General features: G+C 62.7%; 16 protein-coding genes and 1 tRNA gene. 7 read left to right on the top strand and 10 right to left on the bottom strand.

Annotated features, from left to right (window positions below):
• Positions 1–69 precede the first annotated feature (69 nt).
• Positions 70–1,170, top strand: a complete 1,101-nt coding sequence (locus D4Q51_RS00890; RefSeq protein WP_120075643.1) for a PAS domain-containing protein — start codon at positions 70–72, stop codon at positions 1,168–1,170.
• Between the two features lie 31 nt (positions 1,171–1,201).
• Positions 1,202–1,570: a response regulator gene (locus D4Q51_RS00885; RefSeq protein WP_120075641.1), complete on the top strand. Its 369-nt coding sequence runs from the start codon at positions 1,202–1,204 to the stop codon at positions 1,568–1,570.
• A 21-nt stretch (positions 1,571–1,591) separates the two neighbouring features.
• On the opposite strand, the gene D4Q51_RS00880 is transcribed toward D4Q51_RS00885, so the two are convergent.
• The 4 genes from D4Q51_RS00880 to D4Q51_RS00865 all read right to left on the bottom strand — a co-directional run bounded on the left by D4Q51_RS00880 (position 1,592) and on the right by D4Q51_RS00865 (position 4,882).
• The gene (locus tag D4Q51_RS00880) at positions 1,592–2,908 is read right to left on the bottom strand and encodes a sensor histidine kinase (protein ID WP_120075639.1); all 1,317 of its coding nucleotides are present in this window, start codon (positions 2,906–2,908) and stop codon (positions 1,592–1,594) included.
• Between the two features lie 94 nt (positions 2,909–3,002).
• Complete coding sequence (locus tag D4Q51_RS00875; protein ID WP_120075637.1) at positions 3,003–3,680, bottom strand: response regulator transcription factor; 678 nt, start codon at positions 3,678–3,680, stop codon at positions 3,003–3,005.
• A gap of 101 nt (positions 3,681–3,781) precedes the next feature.
• Complete coding sequence (locus tag D4Q51_RS00870; protein WP_120075841.1) at positions 3,782–4,090, bottom strand: hypothetical protein; 309 nt, start codon at positions 4,088–4,090, stop codon at positions 3,782–3,784.
• A gap of 84 nt (positions 4,091–4,174) precedes the next feature.
• A complete protein-coding gene (locus tag D4Q51_RS00865; protein WP_120075635.1) occupies positions 4,175–4,882 on the bottom strand; it encodes an SIMPL domain-containing protein in 708 nt (235 codons plus the stop codon).
• Between the two features lie 124 nt (positions 4,883–5,006).
• Between D4Q51_RS00865 and D4Q51_RS00860 the strand changes: the two genes are divergently transcribed.
• Together D4Q51_RS00860 and D4Q51_RS00855 are read left to right on the top strand one after the other, a co-directional pair.
• Positions 5,007–6,821 carry an ABC-F family ATP-binding cassette domain-containing protein gene (locus D4Q51_RS00860; RefSeq protein WP_120075632.1) on the top strand — a complete coding sequence of 605 codons (1,815 nt, stop codon included), beginning with the start codon at positions 5,007–5,009 and terminating at the stop codon, positions 6,819–6,821.
• 122 nt (positions 6,822–6,943) lie between these two features.
• Positions 6,944–8,170 carry a hypothetical protein gene (locus tag D4Q51_RS00855; RefSeq protein WP_120075630.1) on the top strand — a complete coding sequence of 409 codons (1,227 nt, stop codon included), beginning with the start codon at positions 6,944–6,946 and terminating at the stop codon, positions 8,168–8,170.
• On the opposite strand, the gene D4Q51_RS00850 is transcribed toward D4Q51_RS00855, so the two are convergent.
• A complete protein-coding gene (locus D4Q51_RS00850) occupies positions 8,167–8,643 on the bottom strand; it encodes a DUF6456 domain-containing protein (RefSeq protein ID WP_120075628.1) in 477 nt (158 codons plus the stop codon). The genes D4Q51_RS00855 and D4Q51_RS00850 overlap by 4 nt on opposite strands.
• 100 nt (positions 8,644–8,743) lie before the next feature.
• On the opposite strand from D4Q51_RS00850, the gene D4Q51_RS00845 reads away from it, so the two are divergent.
• Together D4Q51_RS00845 and D4Q51_RS00840 are read left to right on the top strand one after the other, a co-directional pair.
• Positions 8,744–9,316 (top strand): helix-turn-helix domain-containing protein, encoded by a 573-nt coding sequence (locus D4Q51_RS00845; protein ID WP_120075626.1) that lies wholly within the window; start codon positions 8,744–8,746, stop codon positions 9,314–9,316.
• A gap of 16 nt (positions 9,317–9,332) precedes the next feature.
• Positions 9,333–10,511, top strand: a complete 1,179-nt coding sequence (locus D4Q51_RS00840; protein WP_120075624.1) for a glycosyltransferase — start codon at positions 9,333–9,335, stop codon at positions 10,509–10,511.
• Here the strand turns inward: D4Q51_RS00840 and secF are convergent.
• The 3 genes from secF to yajC are packed head-to-tail and all read right to left on the bottom strand — an operon-like array spanning position 10,508 to position 13,441.
• Positions 10,508–11,485 carry a protein translocase subunit SecF gene (gene secF / locus D4Q51_RS00835; RefSeq protein WP_120075622.1) on the bottom strand — a complete coding sequence of 326 codons (978 nt, stop codon included), beginning with the start codon at positions 11,483–11,485 and terminating at the stop codon, positions 10,508–10,510. The genes D4Q51_RS00840 and secF overlap by 4 nt on opposite strands.
• A 17-nt stretch (positions 11,486–11,502) precedes the next feature.
• The gene (secD, locus tag D4Q51_RS00830) at positions 11,503–13,101 is read right to left on the bottom strand and encodes a protein translocase subunit SecD (protein WP_120075619.1); all 1,599 of its coding nucleotides are present in this window, start codon (positions 13,099–13,101) and stop codon (positions 11,503–11,505) included.
• 19 nt (positions 13,102–13,120) lie between these two features.
• On the bottom strand, positions 13,121–13,441 hold the full coding sequence (yajC, locus tag D4Q51_RS00825; RefSeq protein ID WP_120075617.1) for a preprotein translocase subunit YajC: 321 nt from the start codon (positions 13,439–13,441) through the stop codon (positions 13,121–13,123).
• Positions 13,442–13,617: 176 nt separating this feature from the next.
• Between yajC and D4Q51_RS00820 the strand changes: the two genes are divergently transcribed.
• Positions 13,618–13,694: transfer RNA gene (locus D4Q51_RS00820), tRNA-Pro, on the top strand.
• Positions 13,695–13,764: 70 nt separating this feature from the next.
• Here the strand turns inward: D4Q51_RS00820 and D4Q51_RS00815 are convergent.
• Entirely contained in the window at positions 13,765–14,499 is a 735-nt protein-coding gene (locus D4Q51_RS00815; RefSeq protein WP_162925079.1) for a carbonic anhydrase, read from the bottom strand.
• Positions 14,500–14,683: 184 nt separating this feature from the next.
• On the bottom strand, positions 14,684–16,558 hold a 1,875-nt coding region (locus tag D4Q51_RS00810), incomplete at its 5' end, for an ATP-binding protein (RefSeq protein WP_120075613.1).

Below are 16,558 nucleotides of genomic sequence, written 5' to 3'. Positions count from 1 at the left end.
TTGTGACAGGTTAAGGCACTGAAAGATTGTGCCGGAACCGGATACTGACCTTGAGAGTTGAGTTGTCCAATGGACAAGCCAGTTACACCTAAGATCGAGAAGCCGTCGTCGGGTTCGTCGCAGGCATACGATACCCGGCCTGATTACGACCGGAGTCCCGACGAGTTTCGCAAGGCCAATCCCGACAACGAATTCGTCGGTGCATCGGGCGTGCTTTTCGAGCAGGCGATGGCGCAGACGCGCATGGCAATCTGCCTGTCCGATCCGCATGCGCCGGATATGCCCATCGTCTTCGCCAACCGCGCATTTCGCGAACTGACTGGCTACGATCAGGACGAGATCGTCGGGCGCAATTGTCGCTTCCTGCAAGGGCCGGACACCGATCCCAACGAGGTTGCTAAGATTCGGCGGGCGCTGGAAACCGAGGACGTTACCGTCGTCGAGCTGTTGAACTATCGCAAGAATGGCGAGACGTTCTGGAACGCGCTGCACATCGGGCCAATCTACAACCAGAGGGGCGAACTCATTTATTTCTTCGGCAGCCAGTGGGACGTGTCCGACGTGCGCGCTGCCCGCGCGGAAGAGCTGTATGCCAAGGAAATGGCGCGCGAACTCTCGCACCGGATGAAGAACATGTTCGCTGTCATTTCCGGCATCGTGAATATCACCGGCAGGATGCGCGGCGTCGAGGACGAGGCGCGCGAGATCAACCACCGGGTGCAGGCGCTGGGCCGTGCCTACGAAACCACGCTGGACGAGGCTTCTTCGGGCGATATCGAGATCGGCAATGCCATTCGCGCCATCCTCGAGCCATACGACCTGGGAACGGGCCGCCTGCAACTTCAGGGCAATGGCCTGAAGGTGCCTTTCAACGTCGTTTCCGGCGTCGGCGTCACCCTGCACGAACTGGCCGCCAATGCGGAGAAGCACGGTGCATGGTCGACCGATGACGGCATCGTGAAGGTTGCCTGGCAGGCTGAAGGGCCCGACGATCGTGACCTCGTCGTGACCTGGTCCGAAAGCGGCGGTCCCGATGCCTCGCACCCGTCGGCGGACTCGGGCTCCGGCAATGCCATCATCGACAGGCTGATCAAGCACGCCGAAGGCACCATTACGCGCGAATGGAGACCTGACGGGCTTGAAGTGACGATCCGGTTCGCCGCCAAGTAGTCGCAGCATAATTTACAAGGAAAACAATAATATGCCGGAACACTCAATCCTCTTGCTGGAGGACGAACCGCTAATCCTTATGGATCTTGAGTTCGCCGCAGAGGACAAGGGCTGCCGCGCCTACTGCGCGTCTGGCGTCGATGCCGCGATGAAGCATCTGAAGGAGGCCGACATCGATGTCGCGGTGCTCGATGTGACGCTGAAGGGTCGCGAGAATTGTGTCCCCGTTGCTGAGGAACTCGATCAACGCGGTATTCCCTATCTCCTGCATTCCGGCGATCTGAATCGCGCCGACGAAACCGTGCGCAACCTCGGCGCGAAGCACTTGCCGAAGCCGGCAGACAGCGACGTGGTTATCGAAACCGCACTCGGCATTCTGAAGGAAACCACCTCGGCGTAACGCCTTATACCATCGGCGAAGCTATTCGCTGTTGCGCGGCAGCCTGAGGGCAATGAGTAGGCCGCCCAGGTCTTCGCTCTCGCCAAGCTGGACGCTGCCGCCATAGATTTCGGCCACGTCGCGCACGATTGCGAGACCCAGGCCAGTGCCGGGCTTCTCCGTATCGAGCCGCGCCCCGCGCCCGAAAATCTCGATGCGTTTTTCTTCCGGAATGCCCATGCCGTCGTCCTCGATCAGCACGGCGCACTGTTCCGCTTCCGGTTCGGCGTCGACGGTGACAAAGACACTACCTCCGCCGTATTTCGCCGCGTTCTCGATCAGGTTGCCGAGCAACTCCTCAAGGTCCTGCTTCTCTACCGCCACGTGAGCCGCGCCGTTGCCGTCGATATCGAAGCGCACATCCGGATAGAGGCGAGCAACCGCGCGTTCCACCGCGACGGCGCTGTCCATGACGTTTGCGCGGCTGAGGCCTACGGCCCGCCTGCCAACTGCGCGGGCGCGGGCGAGGTGGTGATCTACCTGACGGCGCATCGTGGCCGCCTCCCGCAGCACGGTTTCGCCCAGATCGGGCGCATCGGCGCTCGCGGCATTGGTGACGACGGTGAGCGGTGTTTTCAGCGCATGAGCGAGATTGCCCGCGTGTCGCCGGGCTTCCTCCGCCTGGAGTTCGGAGTGTTCCAGCAGCGCGTTCAATTCGTCCACCATCGGTTGCACTTCCAGCGGCAGCGGGTCAGTCACTCGATTGCTGCCCGAAGAGCGAATACGCGCAATCGCCTTGCGCACGCGGCGCAGCGGCCCAAGGCCGTACCAGATCTGCGCCATGGCCATCAGGAACAGGCCAATGCCCAGCACGGCAAAAGACCAGGCCACGATGGAGCGAATGTCGGCGATCTGCGCATCCAGTTCCTCGCGGCTTCCCGCAACGACGAACTGCCATTCCACGTCGCTGTCTGGCAAGATCACCGTGCGCTGCGCAAGCCGCAGGGAGCCGAGTTCGGGCTGCTGTGAATCATAGAAGATGGTTTCCAGAGCCTGCGCATCCTCGCGGATATCCAGCCGCTCGTCCCACAGGGAGCGAGACGGCAGCGGCTCCACCCCCTCCCCGTTGATCTGCCAGTAATAGCCGGAATTCGGCTCCAGAAAGCGCTGGTCGCCAAGTATGCGGTTGAAGCGCACTTCCCCGAACGGGTCCAGCTCTGCCGAGAGCGCCATCGCGTTGAGGGCGATGGAAAGCTGATCGTCGAACTGGCTCGAGACAAGGTTGGTGAGCGCCCTGTCCAGCGCGAGCCCACCAAGCAATAGCAGGGCGAAAATCCAGCCCGCCGCGATCAGCATCATGCGCCGCGCAAGGCTGCCTGTATGGCGCGGCGCTAGGGGAGCGGCGGTGTTGCCACTCTTCTTCTGCGTCGCCGGGTCAGCCGCTGGCGAGGTGCTACTCTCGGGCGGGATCGTCGGGGTCGTCGAGGCTGTAACCGAGGCCACGGATTGTCGTGATTACGTCTGCGCCGAGCTTCTTGCGGATGCGGGTGACGAAGACTTCGATCGTGTTGGAATCCCGGTCAAAATCCTGGTCGTAGATATGCTCGATCAATTCGGTGCGGCTGACCACCTTGCCCTTGTGGTGCATGAGGTAGCTCAGCAGTTTGTATTCCTGCGCCGTCAGCTTCACCGGCTCGCCCGCCAGGGTGACGCGGCCGGAACGGGTATCGAGGCGCACATCGCCAGCGGTCAGTTCGGACGAGGCATTGCCCGATGCACGGCGGATCAGCGCGCGCAGACGAGCGATCAGTTCCTCGGTCTGGAACGGCTTGGCGAGGTAATCATCAGCCCCGGCATCCAGACCGGCGACCTTGTCTGACCAGCTGTCACGCGCGGTCAACACCAGCACGGGGAAATTGCGGCCTTCCTTGCGCCACATGCCGAGCACGGTCAGCCCGTCGATCTCCGGCAGGCCGAGATCGAGCACGGCGGCATCGTAATCCTCGGTGCTGCCGAGAAAGTGGCCGTCCTCGCCATCGGTGGAAAGATCCACCGCATAACCGTTCTGTTCCAGCGTCGATTTAAGCTGCTGGCCGAGTGTCGGCTCGTCCTCGACGATCAGGATGCGCATCTGGCTGTCTTCTCCCGTGCAATAACGCCCGATAAGTGGGCGCTTGTCATGAACGCGTCAAGCAAGGGGCTGGTTTCCCGCGAGCCAAATTGTGGAGAGGTTCAGCGCGATACGCGCAGGATACGCGCGGTCTGCGCGTCGACATCGACCCAGATCATCCGTCCGTTGCGAATGAACTTCAGGCGATAGGCCTGCGCCGTCGGGTCGTATTCGAAGCCGATGTACTCGTCGCCCTGCTCCATGCGGGGTATGATGCGACGCTCGATATCGCGTATGGGCAGGATGCGGCCCGCCTGCATTTCCGCACGCGCGCTCTGCTGGTCCCCGCGGCCCTGCTGAGCCTGTACGGGCACCGCGCCAATGGAGGCGGCCAGCGCTGCTGCGGCAATAAAGGCGGATATCGTCTTCATGGTGCGAATGTGCATAAACGCGGGGCATTGAACAAGGTGTGAATGTTGCCAGGGCCCCGCGTTCAGCAAGGTGTTGCTTTCGCGTTACTGCACCATCTCAAAGCTGAAGTTTACCGTGATGCCGGCATCGATCTGGCCGGGTCGCACGGGAGTGGATTGCTCGGCAACGTCGGCCGTCGCCATCTGGCGCATCATCGGCATCGGGCGACTGGTGACGCTCTCGCTTATCTCGAGCAGGCGGATGTCGGAAAATCCGGAAAGCCGTGCGTAGTTCTGCGCCCGCTGGCGCGCCGTCGCGAAAGCTGCCTGTCGCGCCTGTTCGACGGCAGGAGCGGGATCGTCCACTGCCCAGCCGATACCGCCAAGGTCGGTCGCGCCTGCCGCCACGAGGGCATCCAGCACCTCGCCCGTACGCTGGATGTCGCGCAAAACGATGTTCACCCGGTTCATCACCCGGTAGCCGCGAAACTCCTGCTCGCGCGTTTGCTGGTTGTAATCGTATTCCGCGTTCAGATTGACGCCGCTTGTCTGGATATCGTCCTCGTCGATACCCAGCGCCTCGATCCGGTCGACCACCGCATTCATCTGCCGCGCGTTCTGGCGCATCGCCTCGACAGCCGTCGGCGCGACCGTCGTCACGCCCGCACTAAGGTTGGCGATGTCGGGATCGACCGCCACGCTCTCGCTGACGGAAAGCTGGATGACTGGGCCGCTCGATTCGATGGCCACTTCGGCGGCGGCGGGACTGGCCAGGGCGGCGACGGCAGCAATGGGAAGAATGGGACGGATCATCGAAAAGCTCCTAATGAAACAGGCGTGTTATCTGCGTCAGACAGCATAACGCCGGGCTGAACGGGGCCGTTCCCCTTCCTTCAGCTTGCCAGTCGCCCACATCGCCCCTACCTGCGCGTCCACCATGGCAGAACCACCGATCTTGAGCTGGGAAGGACTGGGCCTGCAACAAGGCGGACGCTGGCTGTTCGGCGACCCCGCTGAAGGCCCCGGCATGGACCTTCATATCGGCCCGCGAGATCGCTTCGCGCTGATCGGCCGCAATGGCGTGGGCAAGACAACGCTGCTCAAGCTAATCACCGGCGAGATCGAGGCCGACCGCGGCCTGCGCAAAGTGAAGCCGCACACGAATATCGTCTGGCTGGAGCAGGAGCCCGATTTCTCCGGGTTCGAGACGCTGATGGATTTCGCGCTTTCGGGTGACCGTCCTCCGGCAGAGCATGAGGTCGAGTCGATCGCGGGCCAGCTCGGTATCGACATGACGACGGGCGCCGCGGGTGCCAGCGGCGGCGAGCGTCGCCGCGCGGCCATCGCCCGCGCCCTCGCCCTGCAACCTGACCTGTTATTGCTGGACGAGCCGACCAACCACCTCGACCTTGCCGCAATCGACTGGCTGGAAGCCTGGCTGACGCGATACAAGGGTGCCTTCATCGTCATCAGCCACGACCGCACGTTCCTGAAACGCCTCACACGCTCCACGCTCTGGCTGGATCGGGGCAACCTGCGCCGCAAGGACGTGGGATTTGGCGGTTACGAGGCGTGGGAGGAGCAGGTCTATGCCGAGGAAGCCCGCGCGGCGGAAAAACTGGACGCGAAGCTGAAGATCGAGGCCCACTGGCTTGAACGCGGCGTGACCGCACGGCGCAAGCGCAACATGGGTCGCCTCGAAAAGCTCTGGGAAATGCGGGCCGCTCGCGCCGCCATGATAACGCCCGGCGGCACGGCCAAGCTGAAGCTGGCGAGCGACGACGACTTCAAGTCGAAGTCCGTCATCGTGGCGGAAGACATTTCCAAGTCTTACGACGGGCGCGAGATCATTAAGCCGTTTTCCCTGCGCATCCAGCGCGGCGACCGTATCGGCATCGTGGGTGCGAATGGTGCTGGCAAGACCACGCTGCTCAAGATGCTGACGAGGGAAATCGCGCCTGACACCGGCACCGTGACACATGCCAAGACCCTGTCCGGCGTCATGATCGACCAACAGCGCGCCCTGCTGAAGCCGGACATGACCGTGCGGCAGGTGCTGGCCGAGGGCGGCGACTGGCTGGACGTGCGCGGGCATCGCAAGCACGTGCAGGCCTATCTCAAGGATTTCCTCTTCGATCCCTCGCTTGTGGATGCGAAGATTGGCACATTCTCGGGCGGAGAACGCTCCCGCCTGCTCCTGGCCCGCGAATTCTCCCGCACGTCAAATCTCCTCGTGCTGGACGAGCCGACGAACGACCTTGACCTCGAAACGCTCGACCTGCTGCAGGAGGTTATTGCCGACTACGAAGGCACGGTGCTGATCGTCAGCCACGACCGTGACTTCCTCGATCGCACGGTCACGGTGACGCTTGGCCTCGACGGCAGCGGCACGGTGGATATCGTCGCAGGCGGCTACGAGGACTGGCAGGCCAAGCGCAAGGAACGTCCGGGCAAGAAGGACGGCAAGGCAAGCGACAGCAACGCTGCCCCCTCGCCGCCCCCTCCACCGCCGCCAAAAGACCCTGCCAAGCTGAGCTACAAGGACCAGCGCGATTACGAGCAGTTGCCGGCGCGCATCGAGGAACTGGAAGCGCTGATCGCGAAGGGCGAAGCAGCGCTTGCCGATCCCGATCTCTACGCCCGCGACCCGGACAAGTTCGCGCGTATCTCGAAGTCGCTGGAAATGGCGCGCACGGAAAAGGACGAGGCCGAGGAGCGCTGGCTCGACCTTGCCTCTCTGGTCGAGGATTGATGCCGTCTGCGAAGGTAAATCCGCGTTAACCACGCTTGCTTACGGCGTTTGCACCAAACCGGCGCAAAACGATTTTCATGGGGAATGCGATAAGCTCCGCTTTGCGTGCCGATCAACCGGTAATGCCTGCGCCAGGCGCGGGTGACGATGGCCCTGCCTTCGGCAGCCTCGCCAACCTTGGCGGCCCCCGCAAATTCAAGAAAAAGCCCGTCCTGGTCCTCGATCCCGAGGAACTGGAAAAGGCCCACATGATGTTCCAGGAAGCCAGCGCGGAGATGCTGGGCGAACAGGTGGAACGTCCTGAACGTCCCAAGGCGGTGCTCGGCCTCGCCCCGATCGACGACGAGGAAGCCGCGCCCGAGGATATGGGCGAAAGCGACGATGCCGAAGCGGGCGACGACAACGACGCCATCCCCAGCGCCGAAGAAGTGCTGCGCATAACGGCCGCACGCGAGCGGGAGGATCAGGAACTCGACCCTGAGATGCAGGCGTCCGAGGACGATTTCATTGCCCGGCAGCTGGAAAACCTCGATGTCGATCATCGCATCTTCCCGAGTCTGCCGCTGCGCTCCGAAGAGGAAATCGCCGCCGAGGAAGAAGCCGAGCGTGCCGCGCTGGATGCGCGCGCGGCATCGCAAGAGCCTCTGGACGAAGCCGATTTGCCCGAGGCCAGCATAGCGATTTCTTACGAACCGGAACCTGTCGAGCCGCAGAACACTGGGCCGATCGCGCGATACGGTGCCTTCCCCGTCAATCCGTTGCCTGACCCGGAGCCCGAGATAATCGAGCCTCAGGCGGTGGAACCTGAGCTGGCTGCGCACTCGTCTGCGGAGCCCGAACCCATGCTCGGCTCACTTGCGCAAACGTCAAAACCGGCGAGCGCCTTTGGCGAGGAGCCTTTCCTCGATTTCCCCACCATTCCGCTCCGCTTCGAAGCCAAAGACGTTCGCCGGGAAGAGCCGCAACCTTTCCCCGCACAGGTTCGCGGCGAGACACCACAGGCTCCATCGCCGCTCGAGTACGAAGTCGACGACGATTGGGAAGAGGATGCCCCTCTTGGCCTGGAGCCCGAAATAGAAGACACGAGCGCGACGTACGCGCATGACGAGACGGGCGAACAGGACGGCAGCTACACCGATATCGAAGACGAACCAGTCGACGGCTATGCCTTCATGTATGCCCACAACCCGCGCGGCCGAACCCTCCAGGCTCTGGCCGATGGCGAAAGCAATTCGCTGCGGGCCAAGCTGCTGCAGGAACGCGCCGATGCAGCCGCTCAGGAAGAAAGCAGGGATCGACGTTCGATCTTCGCACGCTTCGCCCACTGGCTGCGCGGCCTGTTCGGCTAGGTGATCCGGTAGAAGTCCGCCACGCGGTCGAGCGCCAGTTTCAGAACAAGCTTGCCGCTGCGCGCCGGCCAAGCGAGCGCCTTCTCTGCCACCGGCAGCGTTTCACCCGCACAAACTACCCGCCAGAGGATATCTTCCAGCCCGCGCCCCGCCTGTTGCAGCGCGGCGTCGAATCGGCTGCGCGCCGCAATCTGGCGCTCGGTTTGTGTCAGCCCTTGCTCACCGGTACCTTTTATTCGCACCGGATCCCAGCGCATGGTGACGTTCGCGCCTAGTTGAGCCCGCTCGTAATCGGCGCGCAGCCGCTCACTTGCATCGTATAAACGGTCATCGAGGTGGCCGCGTGCATGCAGCCAACTGAGCGGACTTTCGGCAACGTTCACGGTCACACTGCGGCGCTTTCGCCCCACCCCCGCACGGCGGCGCGGGCCTTCGGATGTCAGTTCGCGTTCCACGAGCTTGCGATTGTTCATGCAGATTCCCTTCCATTCGAGCCGAACACCCCTTGCAAAAGCGAATCGGGTGTAGGAAAGAGAAACTTGCAACCAATATGGTTATTCGGGGTCCCAGAGTATGATCAACCGCATCCGTGACATTCGCAAGCAGAAGGGCATGACGCTGGCCGAAGTGGCCGCTGCGTGTAATCCGGCGACCACGGCGCAGACTATCGGGCGGCTCGAAACTGGTATGCGCAACCTCTCGCTCACCTGGATGAACCGCATCGGTGAGGCTTTGGGCGTCGATCCGCAAACTCTGGTTAAGGGCGAAGCGCAGGAGCAGACACAGGTGATTGCCCGTCTCACCGAAGCCGGGGCGGAAAGCCTTTCGACACCGCGCGATGCCATTCTGCCGACCGAACTTGTCGATGGCGGATCGCTCGTCTGTCTCTCCATCGAGACCAGCCAGGGCGAATACCGCAGCGGAGACCAGTTGTGGATGCGGCAGGTGTCACCCGATGAAACCGCGAACCTCATCAACCGCGACGTGCTGGCCCCGCGCTCTGGCGGTCGCTTTGCCTTCGGTCGGCTGATCGACCGCCAAGGATCGCTGGTTGGCCTGCTGCCCCCCGGCATCGGCCAGCGGCAGATCGTGATCGACAGCCCGGCATGGCTAGCCGTTGCCGAGATGCTGGTGAGGAAACTGTAAGAGGCCTGCGCGCACGATGCCCCGCGTCCTCTCGATCGCCACGCTTTACCCCAACAGCCACATACCACGCTTTGGCACGTTCGTCGCGCGGCAGATGGAAGCGCTCGCTGCGCGCGGCGACTGGGAAGTGACGGTCATCAACCCAATCGGCGTGCCACCCGTGCCCATGGGGCGCTACAGGGCGCTCGCCGCTGCTGCGATATCCGGTGAGGAAGGCGGCGTCGATGTGCGCCGTCCGCGCTTCACGCTGATCCCCGCGGTGGGCGGACCTTTCAATCCGCGCATGATCGCCAAGGCCGTGTGGCCCATTGCCCAGCGGCTCCGTGCCGAAGCGCCTTTCGATCTGATCGATGCGCAATTCTTCTATCCCGACGGCCCCGCGGCGGCTGCCATTGCGAAGGCGCTGGACCTGCCGCTCAGCATCAAGGCGCGCGGGGCGGATATCTCGCACTGGGGCCACAAGGGATATGCGCTGGAACAGATGCTGGAAGCCAGCAGGCAAGCGGCAGGCCTATTGGCCGTAAGCAGAGCGCTGAAACATGACATGACAGCACTGGGCCTACCCAAGGACAAGATCACCGTACATTACACCGGCTTGGATCGAGAGCTGTTCCGGCCGCTGGATCGCACGCAGAGTCGGCGCAAGATGGCCGCGGATTTCAACGTCAGGCTGGAAGACGGTGAGCGACTTCTGGCAACCGTAGGCGCGCTCATTCCCCGAAAGGGCCAGCACTTCGTCATCCGGGCGCTTGCGCGGCTGCCCGATACGCAGCTGGTACTCGTCGGCACGGGCGGCGACGAGGGGGCGCTGCGGCAGCTGGCCATCGAACTGGGTGTTCCGAACCGCGTGCATTTCCTCGGCAGCCTCGATCACGGTAGCCTGCCGGTGGTGCTGTCAGCCGCCGACGCGATGGTCTTACCCTCCGCCAGCGAGGGGTTGGCGAATGCGTGGGTCGAGGCACTGGCCTGCGGGACCCCGCTGGTTGTCACCGAGGCAGGCGGTGCCCGCGAACTGGTGACAGCGCCGGTGGCAGGCCGGATCGTGGCGCGAAATCCCCAAGCCGTGGCCGAAGGCGTACGTGAAGTTCTGGCCGCCGATTATGCGCAGCAAGACGTGACGAACATGGTCGCGCAGTTCAGTTGGGACGCGAATGCTGCGGCACTGGCAGAATACTACGCGGGGATCATCGCCTAGATTTCCCCGCGCGCCTTCTTCTCCTGTTGCTCCGCAACCGTCTCTTCGGGCACGAAGCTGTCGCTCGTCACGCCCAGCCACACCAGGATAGGCGCGGCCATGTATACAGACGAATAGGTGCCTACGAACACGCCCAGCACGATCGCGGCGACCATGCCGAACAGGCTGGCAGGCCCGAAGAACAGCAGCGGCAGAAGCGCGATCAGCAGGGTGAGCGAGGTCATCACCGTACGCGCCAGCGTCTCGTTCACCGACAGGTCCAACAATTCTGGAAGTTGCATCTTGCGATACTTCTTCAGGTTCTCGCGGATGCGATCGTAGACCACGATGGTGTCGTTCAGCGAATAACCAATGATCGCCAGGATGGCAGCGATGATCTGCAAGCTGAATTCAAGCTGGAACAGCGCGAACATGCCCAGCGTCAGTGACACGTCATGGAACAGTGCGAAAAGGGCGCCGACGCCGAACTGCCACTCGAAACGAATCCAGATGTAGGCTGCAATCGCCAGCATCGCGAACAGCAGGGCATAGAGCGCCGTTTCTCGGAATTCGCCAGAGACCTTGCCCGACACGGTGTTGTTCGAATCGACACGGAAATCGGGGTGCTCCGCAGTTACCGTGTCGATGATCTGGCCTGAAATACGATTGGCCGCAGCCGGATCGCCCTCGGCACTTTCAGGAAGGCGCACGCGGATCGAAACCTGATTTGCCTCACCGAAGCGCTGGATGACAGGGTCGCCCAGCCCCAGCGTGCCCACGGTATCGCGCAGCTCACCGATGGGAGCTTCGGCTTCTTCCTGGAAAGTGCCGGTAATTTCCTGGCCGCCGGCGAAATCGACGCCGTAGTTGAGCCCCTTGGTCATCACCAGGCCCCAGCTTGCCGCGATCAGCAGCAGGCTGACGACATAGAACGGCACCCGCCATTTCAGGAATTGGATGTTGGTGTTCTCGGGTACGAGCTTGAGCAGTTTCATGATCTAATCCCCGCCCCTCAAATGTTGATGTCGCTGGGACGTTTGCCCCGCAGCCAGCCAGCCACCCACATGCGGGTAAGCGTAACTGCGGTGAAGACGCTGGTGAACAGGCCGATGATCAGCACCACGGCAAAACCGCGCACCGGGCCGGAGCCGAACAGGAACAGCAGCACACCGGCGATGAAGTTGGTGACGTTGGCATCGTAAATGGCGCGGCTGGCTTCCTTGTAGCCGTTTTCCACCGCGGCAACCACACGCCGCCCTCGCCTCCTCTCCTCGCGGATACGCTCGTTGATCAGCACGTTGGCGTCCACCGCCGCGCCCACCGTCAGCACGAATCCGGCAATACCGGGCAGGGTCAGCGTGGTGTTCATGAACGCCATGATGCCCAGCACCATCAGCACGTTGAGACCCAGTGCGATCGTGGCATAGACGCCGAAACGGCCGTACGAGGCGATCATCAGTCCGATAACCAGCAGCGAGCCGATGCCCATGGCAATCGCGCCCGCCACGATGGAATCGCGACCCAAGTCAGGTCCGACGGTGCGTTCCTCGATGATCGTGAGCGGCACCTGCAGGGCGCCCGAACGCAACTGGATCGCGAGATTGTTGGCAGTTTCCGTGGTGAAACCACCGGAAATCTGGGCGCTGCCCGAAAGGATTGGTTCGTTGAAGTTCGGGGCCGAGATCACCGCGCCGTCGAGGATGATGGCAAAGCGGCGACCTACGTTCTCGGTCGAGAGCACGGCAAAGCGCTGACCGCCCTCCTGATCGAACTGAATGGTCACGACCGGCTCGTTGGTCTGCGCATCGAAACTCTGCTGCGCGCCCGTCAGACTGTCACCGCGAATGCCGCCGAGGCGGCGAACCGCTTCGAATTGCCCGGCAAAGTCGCTGTCTTCCGAATAGGGCACGATCTCGCTGCCCGGATTGGCGATGCCCTGAGCCACGTCGCTTGGCAGCGCATTGGCATCGACCAGCTTGAATTCGAGCTGCGCTGTCTCACCCAGCAGGTTCTTAAGCTGCTCCGGATCTTCCAGACCCGGCACCTGGACGACGATACGATCGTCCCCCTGGCGCAGGATGGTGGGCTCACGCGTGCCTAGTTCGTCGATGCGGCGGCGAATAACGTCGACGGTCGCTTCCATCGCGTCGTCGACAGCGGTTTCCAGCCCTTCCTCTGTCGGCGTCAATACCATGCGGTTGCCGTCCAGCACCGAGAGGTCCCATTCGCGCACCAGCCCTTGCCCGTTCATCAGCGGGGTAAGGAGTTCGCGAGCCCGATCGACGTCGGCCGGATTGGCCAGCATGAAGGACAGGCGACCGTTAGCCGTGGAAACATCGCCGATTCGAATGGGAGGCTCCGCATCGCCAAGAGCATCGCGGACCGATTCTTCCATCGTTTCCAGGCGTTCACGCTGGACGGCTTCCGTCTCCCCTTCCAGCAGGATGTGACTGCCGCCGGCAAGGTCGAGGCCGAGATTGACTTCGTAGCCCTCGAAAGCTTCGGGCACATCGGAGCCGGAAAGCATCGCAATCGATGGGAACGCAAGCAGGGCCAGCACCAGCGTGATGGCCCAGAACGAAAGGCGCTTCCAGATGGGAAAATCGAGCATGGTTATCCGCCGGAAAAGGTTAGTCGTTCGCGGGCTTGCCGCCCGGCTGGATAATGTCGCCGATGGTGCTCTTCACCACCCTGATTCGCGTACCCTGGGCGATTTCCACTTCGGCGTAGGTCTCGTCCACCTTGGTGATCTTGCCCACGATGCCGCCTGCAGTCACCACCTGGTCGTTCTTCTTCAGTCCAGCCACTTTCTGCTGGTGTTCTTTCGCACGCTTCATCTGCGGACGGAAAAGCAGGAACCAGAAGATCAGGATCATGCCGACGATGGGCAGGAACTGCAGCCATCCCGGAGGGGCATCGCCAGCAGCAGCGGCGGAAAGAATATCAAGCATCAATCGAGGTCCATCCCGAACGTTGGAATTACTAGAGTGGGGAGGCCGCAGCGAGGTTCAAGGTGCGCCCCTCTCCGACACATTGGCGGCGCGCCTAGCAGCATTGGCAAATTGTGGCAATCGAGGTGGTTGCCATACCGCAAATGCCCAACTATAGGGCCGCTCTCCACTGGTCTCGGGAAGTAGCGCAGCCTGGTAGCGCATCACACTGGGGGTGTGGGGGTCGCAGGTTCGAATCCTGTCTTCCCGACCAGTGGACGACAAAAGGCCGGCAGCGTCGTCAACGACTCTGCCGGCCTTTGGTTTTCTAGCGCCTGGCAGGCTTACGCCGCGCCTTCCGGCAGATCGAAGAAATCCACCGCGCCTGTATCGAGGTGGTAATATGCGCCCACCACCCAGAGATCGCCGGAGCGCTGCGGATCGAGCATGATCGGATCGGTCTGGCTGCGCAGTTGGTTGACCACGCGGCGCACATTGGCGCGCACCGAATTGTCGAGCAGGTCGCCGGGTTCGTCGCGAACGCTCAGCACTGCGGGAATGATCGGCTCGACCATAGGCCCGATGGAGCCAGGAAAAGTCGCGTTTTCGGTCACCACCTTGGTGGCCGCGTCCACCGCGCCGCAACTCTCGTGCCCCATCACGACTACCAGCGGGGTTTTCAACTGGGCCACAGCATATTCGATGGAGCCCAGGGCCACGGTATCGACGGTGTTCCCGGCGTTGCGGATGATGAACAGCTCGCCCAATCCCCGACCAAATAGCAATTCAGGCGGAACGCGGCTGTCCGAACAAGTGACATAAGCCGCAAAGGGCGACTGCCCGCGCGCAAGGTCCAACCGGCGCTGCGCGCTGGTAAGCACCCGTGTCTGCTCTCCGCGCAGGAACGCCGCGTTGCCTTCCCGAAGCAAATCGAGCGCCTGCTGCGGCGTCAGATCCGTGGCCAGCGGCGCCGGGATCATGCCGCCGGCGCTGTCCTGCGCCATGGCCGTATTGCCGCTCAGAACCGTGGCGGCACCCACGGCTCCCAAGCCGCCGATGAAATTTCTGCGTGTGGTCATTGAATACACTCCTCTTCTCATCAACCGATGCGATTGGAGGAGATTGGCTCCGTCGAACGGCATCGGTTGTCCGATGCGGTCCGACATCACGGGTGGCTTGCGCCGCCCGCCAGAGGGGCCCGGTATCCGCAGAAGCCTTGCTAGAGCGAATGCCTTCCATGTTCAATACATGACAAAGGCCCGTCTACTCCAGCTCGAGGATCACCGCATCGACCACCAGGGTCTCGCCTTCTTCGGCGTTGATGCTGGCGACAGTGCCGCTCTTTTCGGCGCGCAGGATGTTTTCCATTTTCATGGCTTCCACCGTGGCAAGCGGCTGTCCGGCTTCCACCTGCTCCCCCTCGCCCACGTGCAGCTTCACCAGCAGGCCCGGCATCGGGCACAGCAGCATTTTCGAGGTGTCGGGCGGCTGCTTCTCGATCATGTGCCCGGCGTGGCTTGCCAGACGCGCGGGGAGCGCGCGCACGGTATAGGTGCGGCCATGCGTGTTGATTGCCCAGTTCGGCCTCTGGCGCTTGATACTGAGGCCCAGCGTCGGGCCATCGGGCTGCGTGGCAGTGGCGGCGCGCTGGCCGGGCATCCAGTCGCAATGTCCTTCCACCGTGTGCCCGTCGACAATGGCGTGTCCCTCGCCCAGCGTGACCGAATGATCGACACCGTCGACACGCACGATCCATGCGGGTGTGACAGGCTGCGGGCCGTTCAATTGGCCGCTGATCTGCCGCTGGCGCGCCTGGTGCGTAAACTCGATACCAGCCCCGATGGCAGCGATGCGGCGCAGGCGATCTTCGCTGGTCGCCGCCCCTTCGAAGCCTTCGGGATATTCCTCGGCGATGAAGCCGGTAGTGAGTTCGCCGCTGCGGAACCGCGGGTGCTGCATCAGCGCGGAGAGGAAGTCGACGTTGTGGCCAAGCCCTTCCAGTTCCACCGCGTCCAGCGCCGCAATCTGAAGGTCTGCCGCCTCGTCGCGCGTCCTGCCCCATGTCACCAGCTTGGCGATCATCGGATCGTAGAAGATCGACACCTCGCCGCCTTCCTGCACACCTGAATCGAACCGCACACCGTCCACACCGCGAAGGTCGCCCGCCCACGGCTCGACCGGGGTGGCATAGCGCACCAGTCGCCCGGTGCTGGGCAAGAAGCCGCGATAGGGGTCTTCGGCATAGATGCGGTTTTCGATCGCCCAGCCGTCGATGCCGATATCGTCCTGGCTCATCGGCAGCTTTTCGTCCGCCGCCACGCGGATCATGTATTCCACCAGATCAATACCGGTGATGGCTTCGGTGACGGGATGCTCCACTTGAAGTCGGGTATTCATTTCGAGGAAGTAGAAGCTCTCCCCCGTCGGGTCCGCGCCCGACACGATCAGTTCCACCGTCCCTGCCGAGTGATAGCCCACGGCCTTGCTGAGAGCGACGGCCTGCTCGCCCATCTTGCGGCGCATTTCGGGCGTGACGAAGGGCGACGGCGCTTCTTCCACCACCTTCTGATGGCGACGCTGGATAGAGCACTCGCGCTCATTCAGATACAGCACCGTGCCGTGCTTGTCGCCCAGCACCTGTATCTCGATATGGCGCGGGTCCTCGATGAACTTCTCGATGAACACGCGGTCGTCACCGAAGGAGTTGAGGCCCTCGCGCTTGGTCGCCTCGAACCCTTCCTCCACGTCCTTGTCGTTCCATGCAAGCCGCATGCCCTTGCCGCCGCCGCCTGCGCTGGCCTTCATCATCACCGGATAGCCGATTTCGTTGGAGACTTTCAGCGCCTCTTGCGTCGTATCGATGGCATCTTCGGAGCCGGGCACGGTGTTGACGCCCGCCTGCTTGGCCAGCTTCTTGGACTCGATCTTGTCGCCCATCGCGGCAATCGCGCTGGCTGGCGGGCCAATGAAGGCGATGTTCTCCGCCTCCAGCGCCTCGACGAAACTGGCGCGTTCGGAGAGGAAGCCATAGCCCGGATGCACCGCCTCGACCCCGGTCTGCTTGCAGGCGGCGATGATCTTGTCGGCGAGCAGGTAGCTCTCATTGGCAGGTGGCGGCCCGATGTGGACGGCCTCGTC

The sequence above is a fragment of the Aurantiacibacter odishensis genome (assembly GCF_003605195.1).
GTDB lineage: Bacteria > Pseudomonadota > Alphaproteobacteria > Sphingomonadales > Sphingomonadaceae > Alteraurantiacibacter > Alteraurantiacibacter odishensis.
Note: the sequence above shows the minus strand (reverse complement) of the source record. Positions and strands in the feature narration are given on the sequence as shown.

Coding starts and splice junctions, on each gene's coding strand:
- D4Q51_RS00875 (WP_120075637.1), bottom strand. CDS start 3,680: ATGCGCATCCTGATCGTCGAGGACGAGCCGACACTCGGCCAGCAGCTT.
- D4Q51_RS00890 (WP_120075643.1), top strand. CDS start 70: ATGGACAAGCCAGTTACACCTAAGATCGAGAAGCCGTCGTCGGGTTCG.
- yajC (WP_120075617.1), bottom strand. CDS start 13,441: ATGCTTGATATTCTTTCCGCCGCTGCTGCTGGCGATGCCCCTCCGGGA.
- secD (WP_120075619.1), bottom strand. CDS start 13,101: ATGCTCGATTTTCCCATCTGGAAGCGCCTTTCGTTCTGGGCCATCACG.
- D4Q51_RS00870 (WP_120075841.1), bottom strand. CDS start 4,090: ATGAAGACGATATCCGCCTTTATTGCCGCAGCAGCGCTGGCCGCCTCC.
- D4Q51_RS00860 (WP_120075632.1), top strand. CDS start 5,007: ATGGCAGAACCACCGATCTTGAGCTGGGAAGGACTGGGCCTGCAACAA.
- D4Q51_RS00815 (WP_162925079.1), bottom strand. CDS start 14,499: ATGACCACACGCAGAAATTTCATCGGCGGCTTGGGAGCCGTGGGTGCC.
- secF (WP_120075622.1), bottom strand. CDS start 11,485: ATGAAACTGCTCAAGCTCGTACCCGAGAACACCAACATCCAATTCCTG.
- D4Q51_RS00885 (WP_120075641.1), top strand. CDS start 1,202: ATGCCGGAACACTCAATCCTCTTGCTGGAGGACGAACCGCTAATCCTT.
- D4Q51_RS00845 (WP_120075626.1), top strand. CDS start 8,744: ATGATCAACCGCATCCGTGACATTCGCAAGCAGAAGGGCATGACGCTG.
- D4Q51_RS00855 (WP_120075630.1), top strand. CDS start 6,944: ATGCCTGCGCCAGGCGCGGGTGACGATGGCCCTGCCTTCGGCAGCCTC.
- D4Q51_RS00880 (WP_120075639.1), bottom strand. CDS start 2,908: ATGATGCTGATCGCGGCGGGCTGGATTTTCGCCCTGCTATTGCTTGGT.
- D4Q51_RS00850 (WP_120075628.1), bottom strand. CDS start 8,643: ATGAACAATCGCAAGCTCGTGGAACGCGAACTGACATCCGAAGGCCCG.
- D4Q51_RS00840 (WP_120075624.1), top strand. CDS start 9,333: ATGCCCCGCGTCCTCTCGATCGCCACGCTTTACCCCAACAGCCACATA.
- D4Q51_RS00865 (WP_120075635.1), bottom strand. CDS start 4,882: ATGATCCGTCCCATTCTTCCCATTGCTGCCGTCGCCGCCCTGGCCAGT.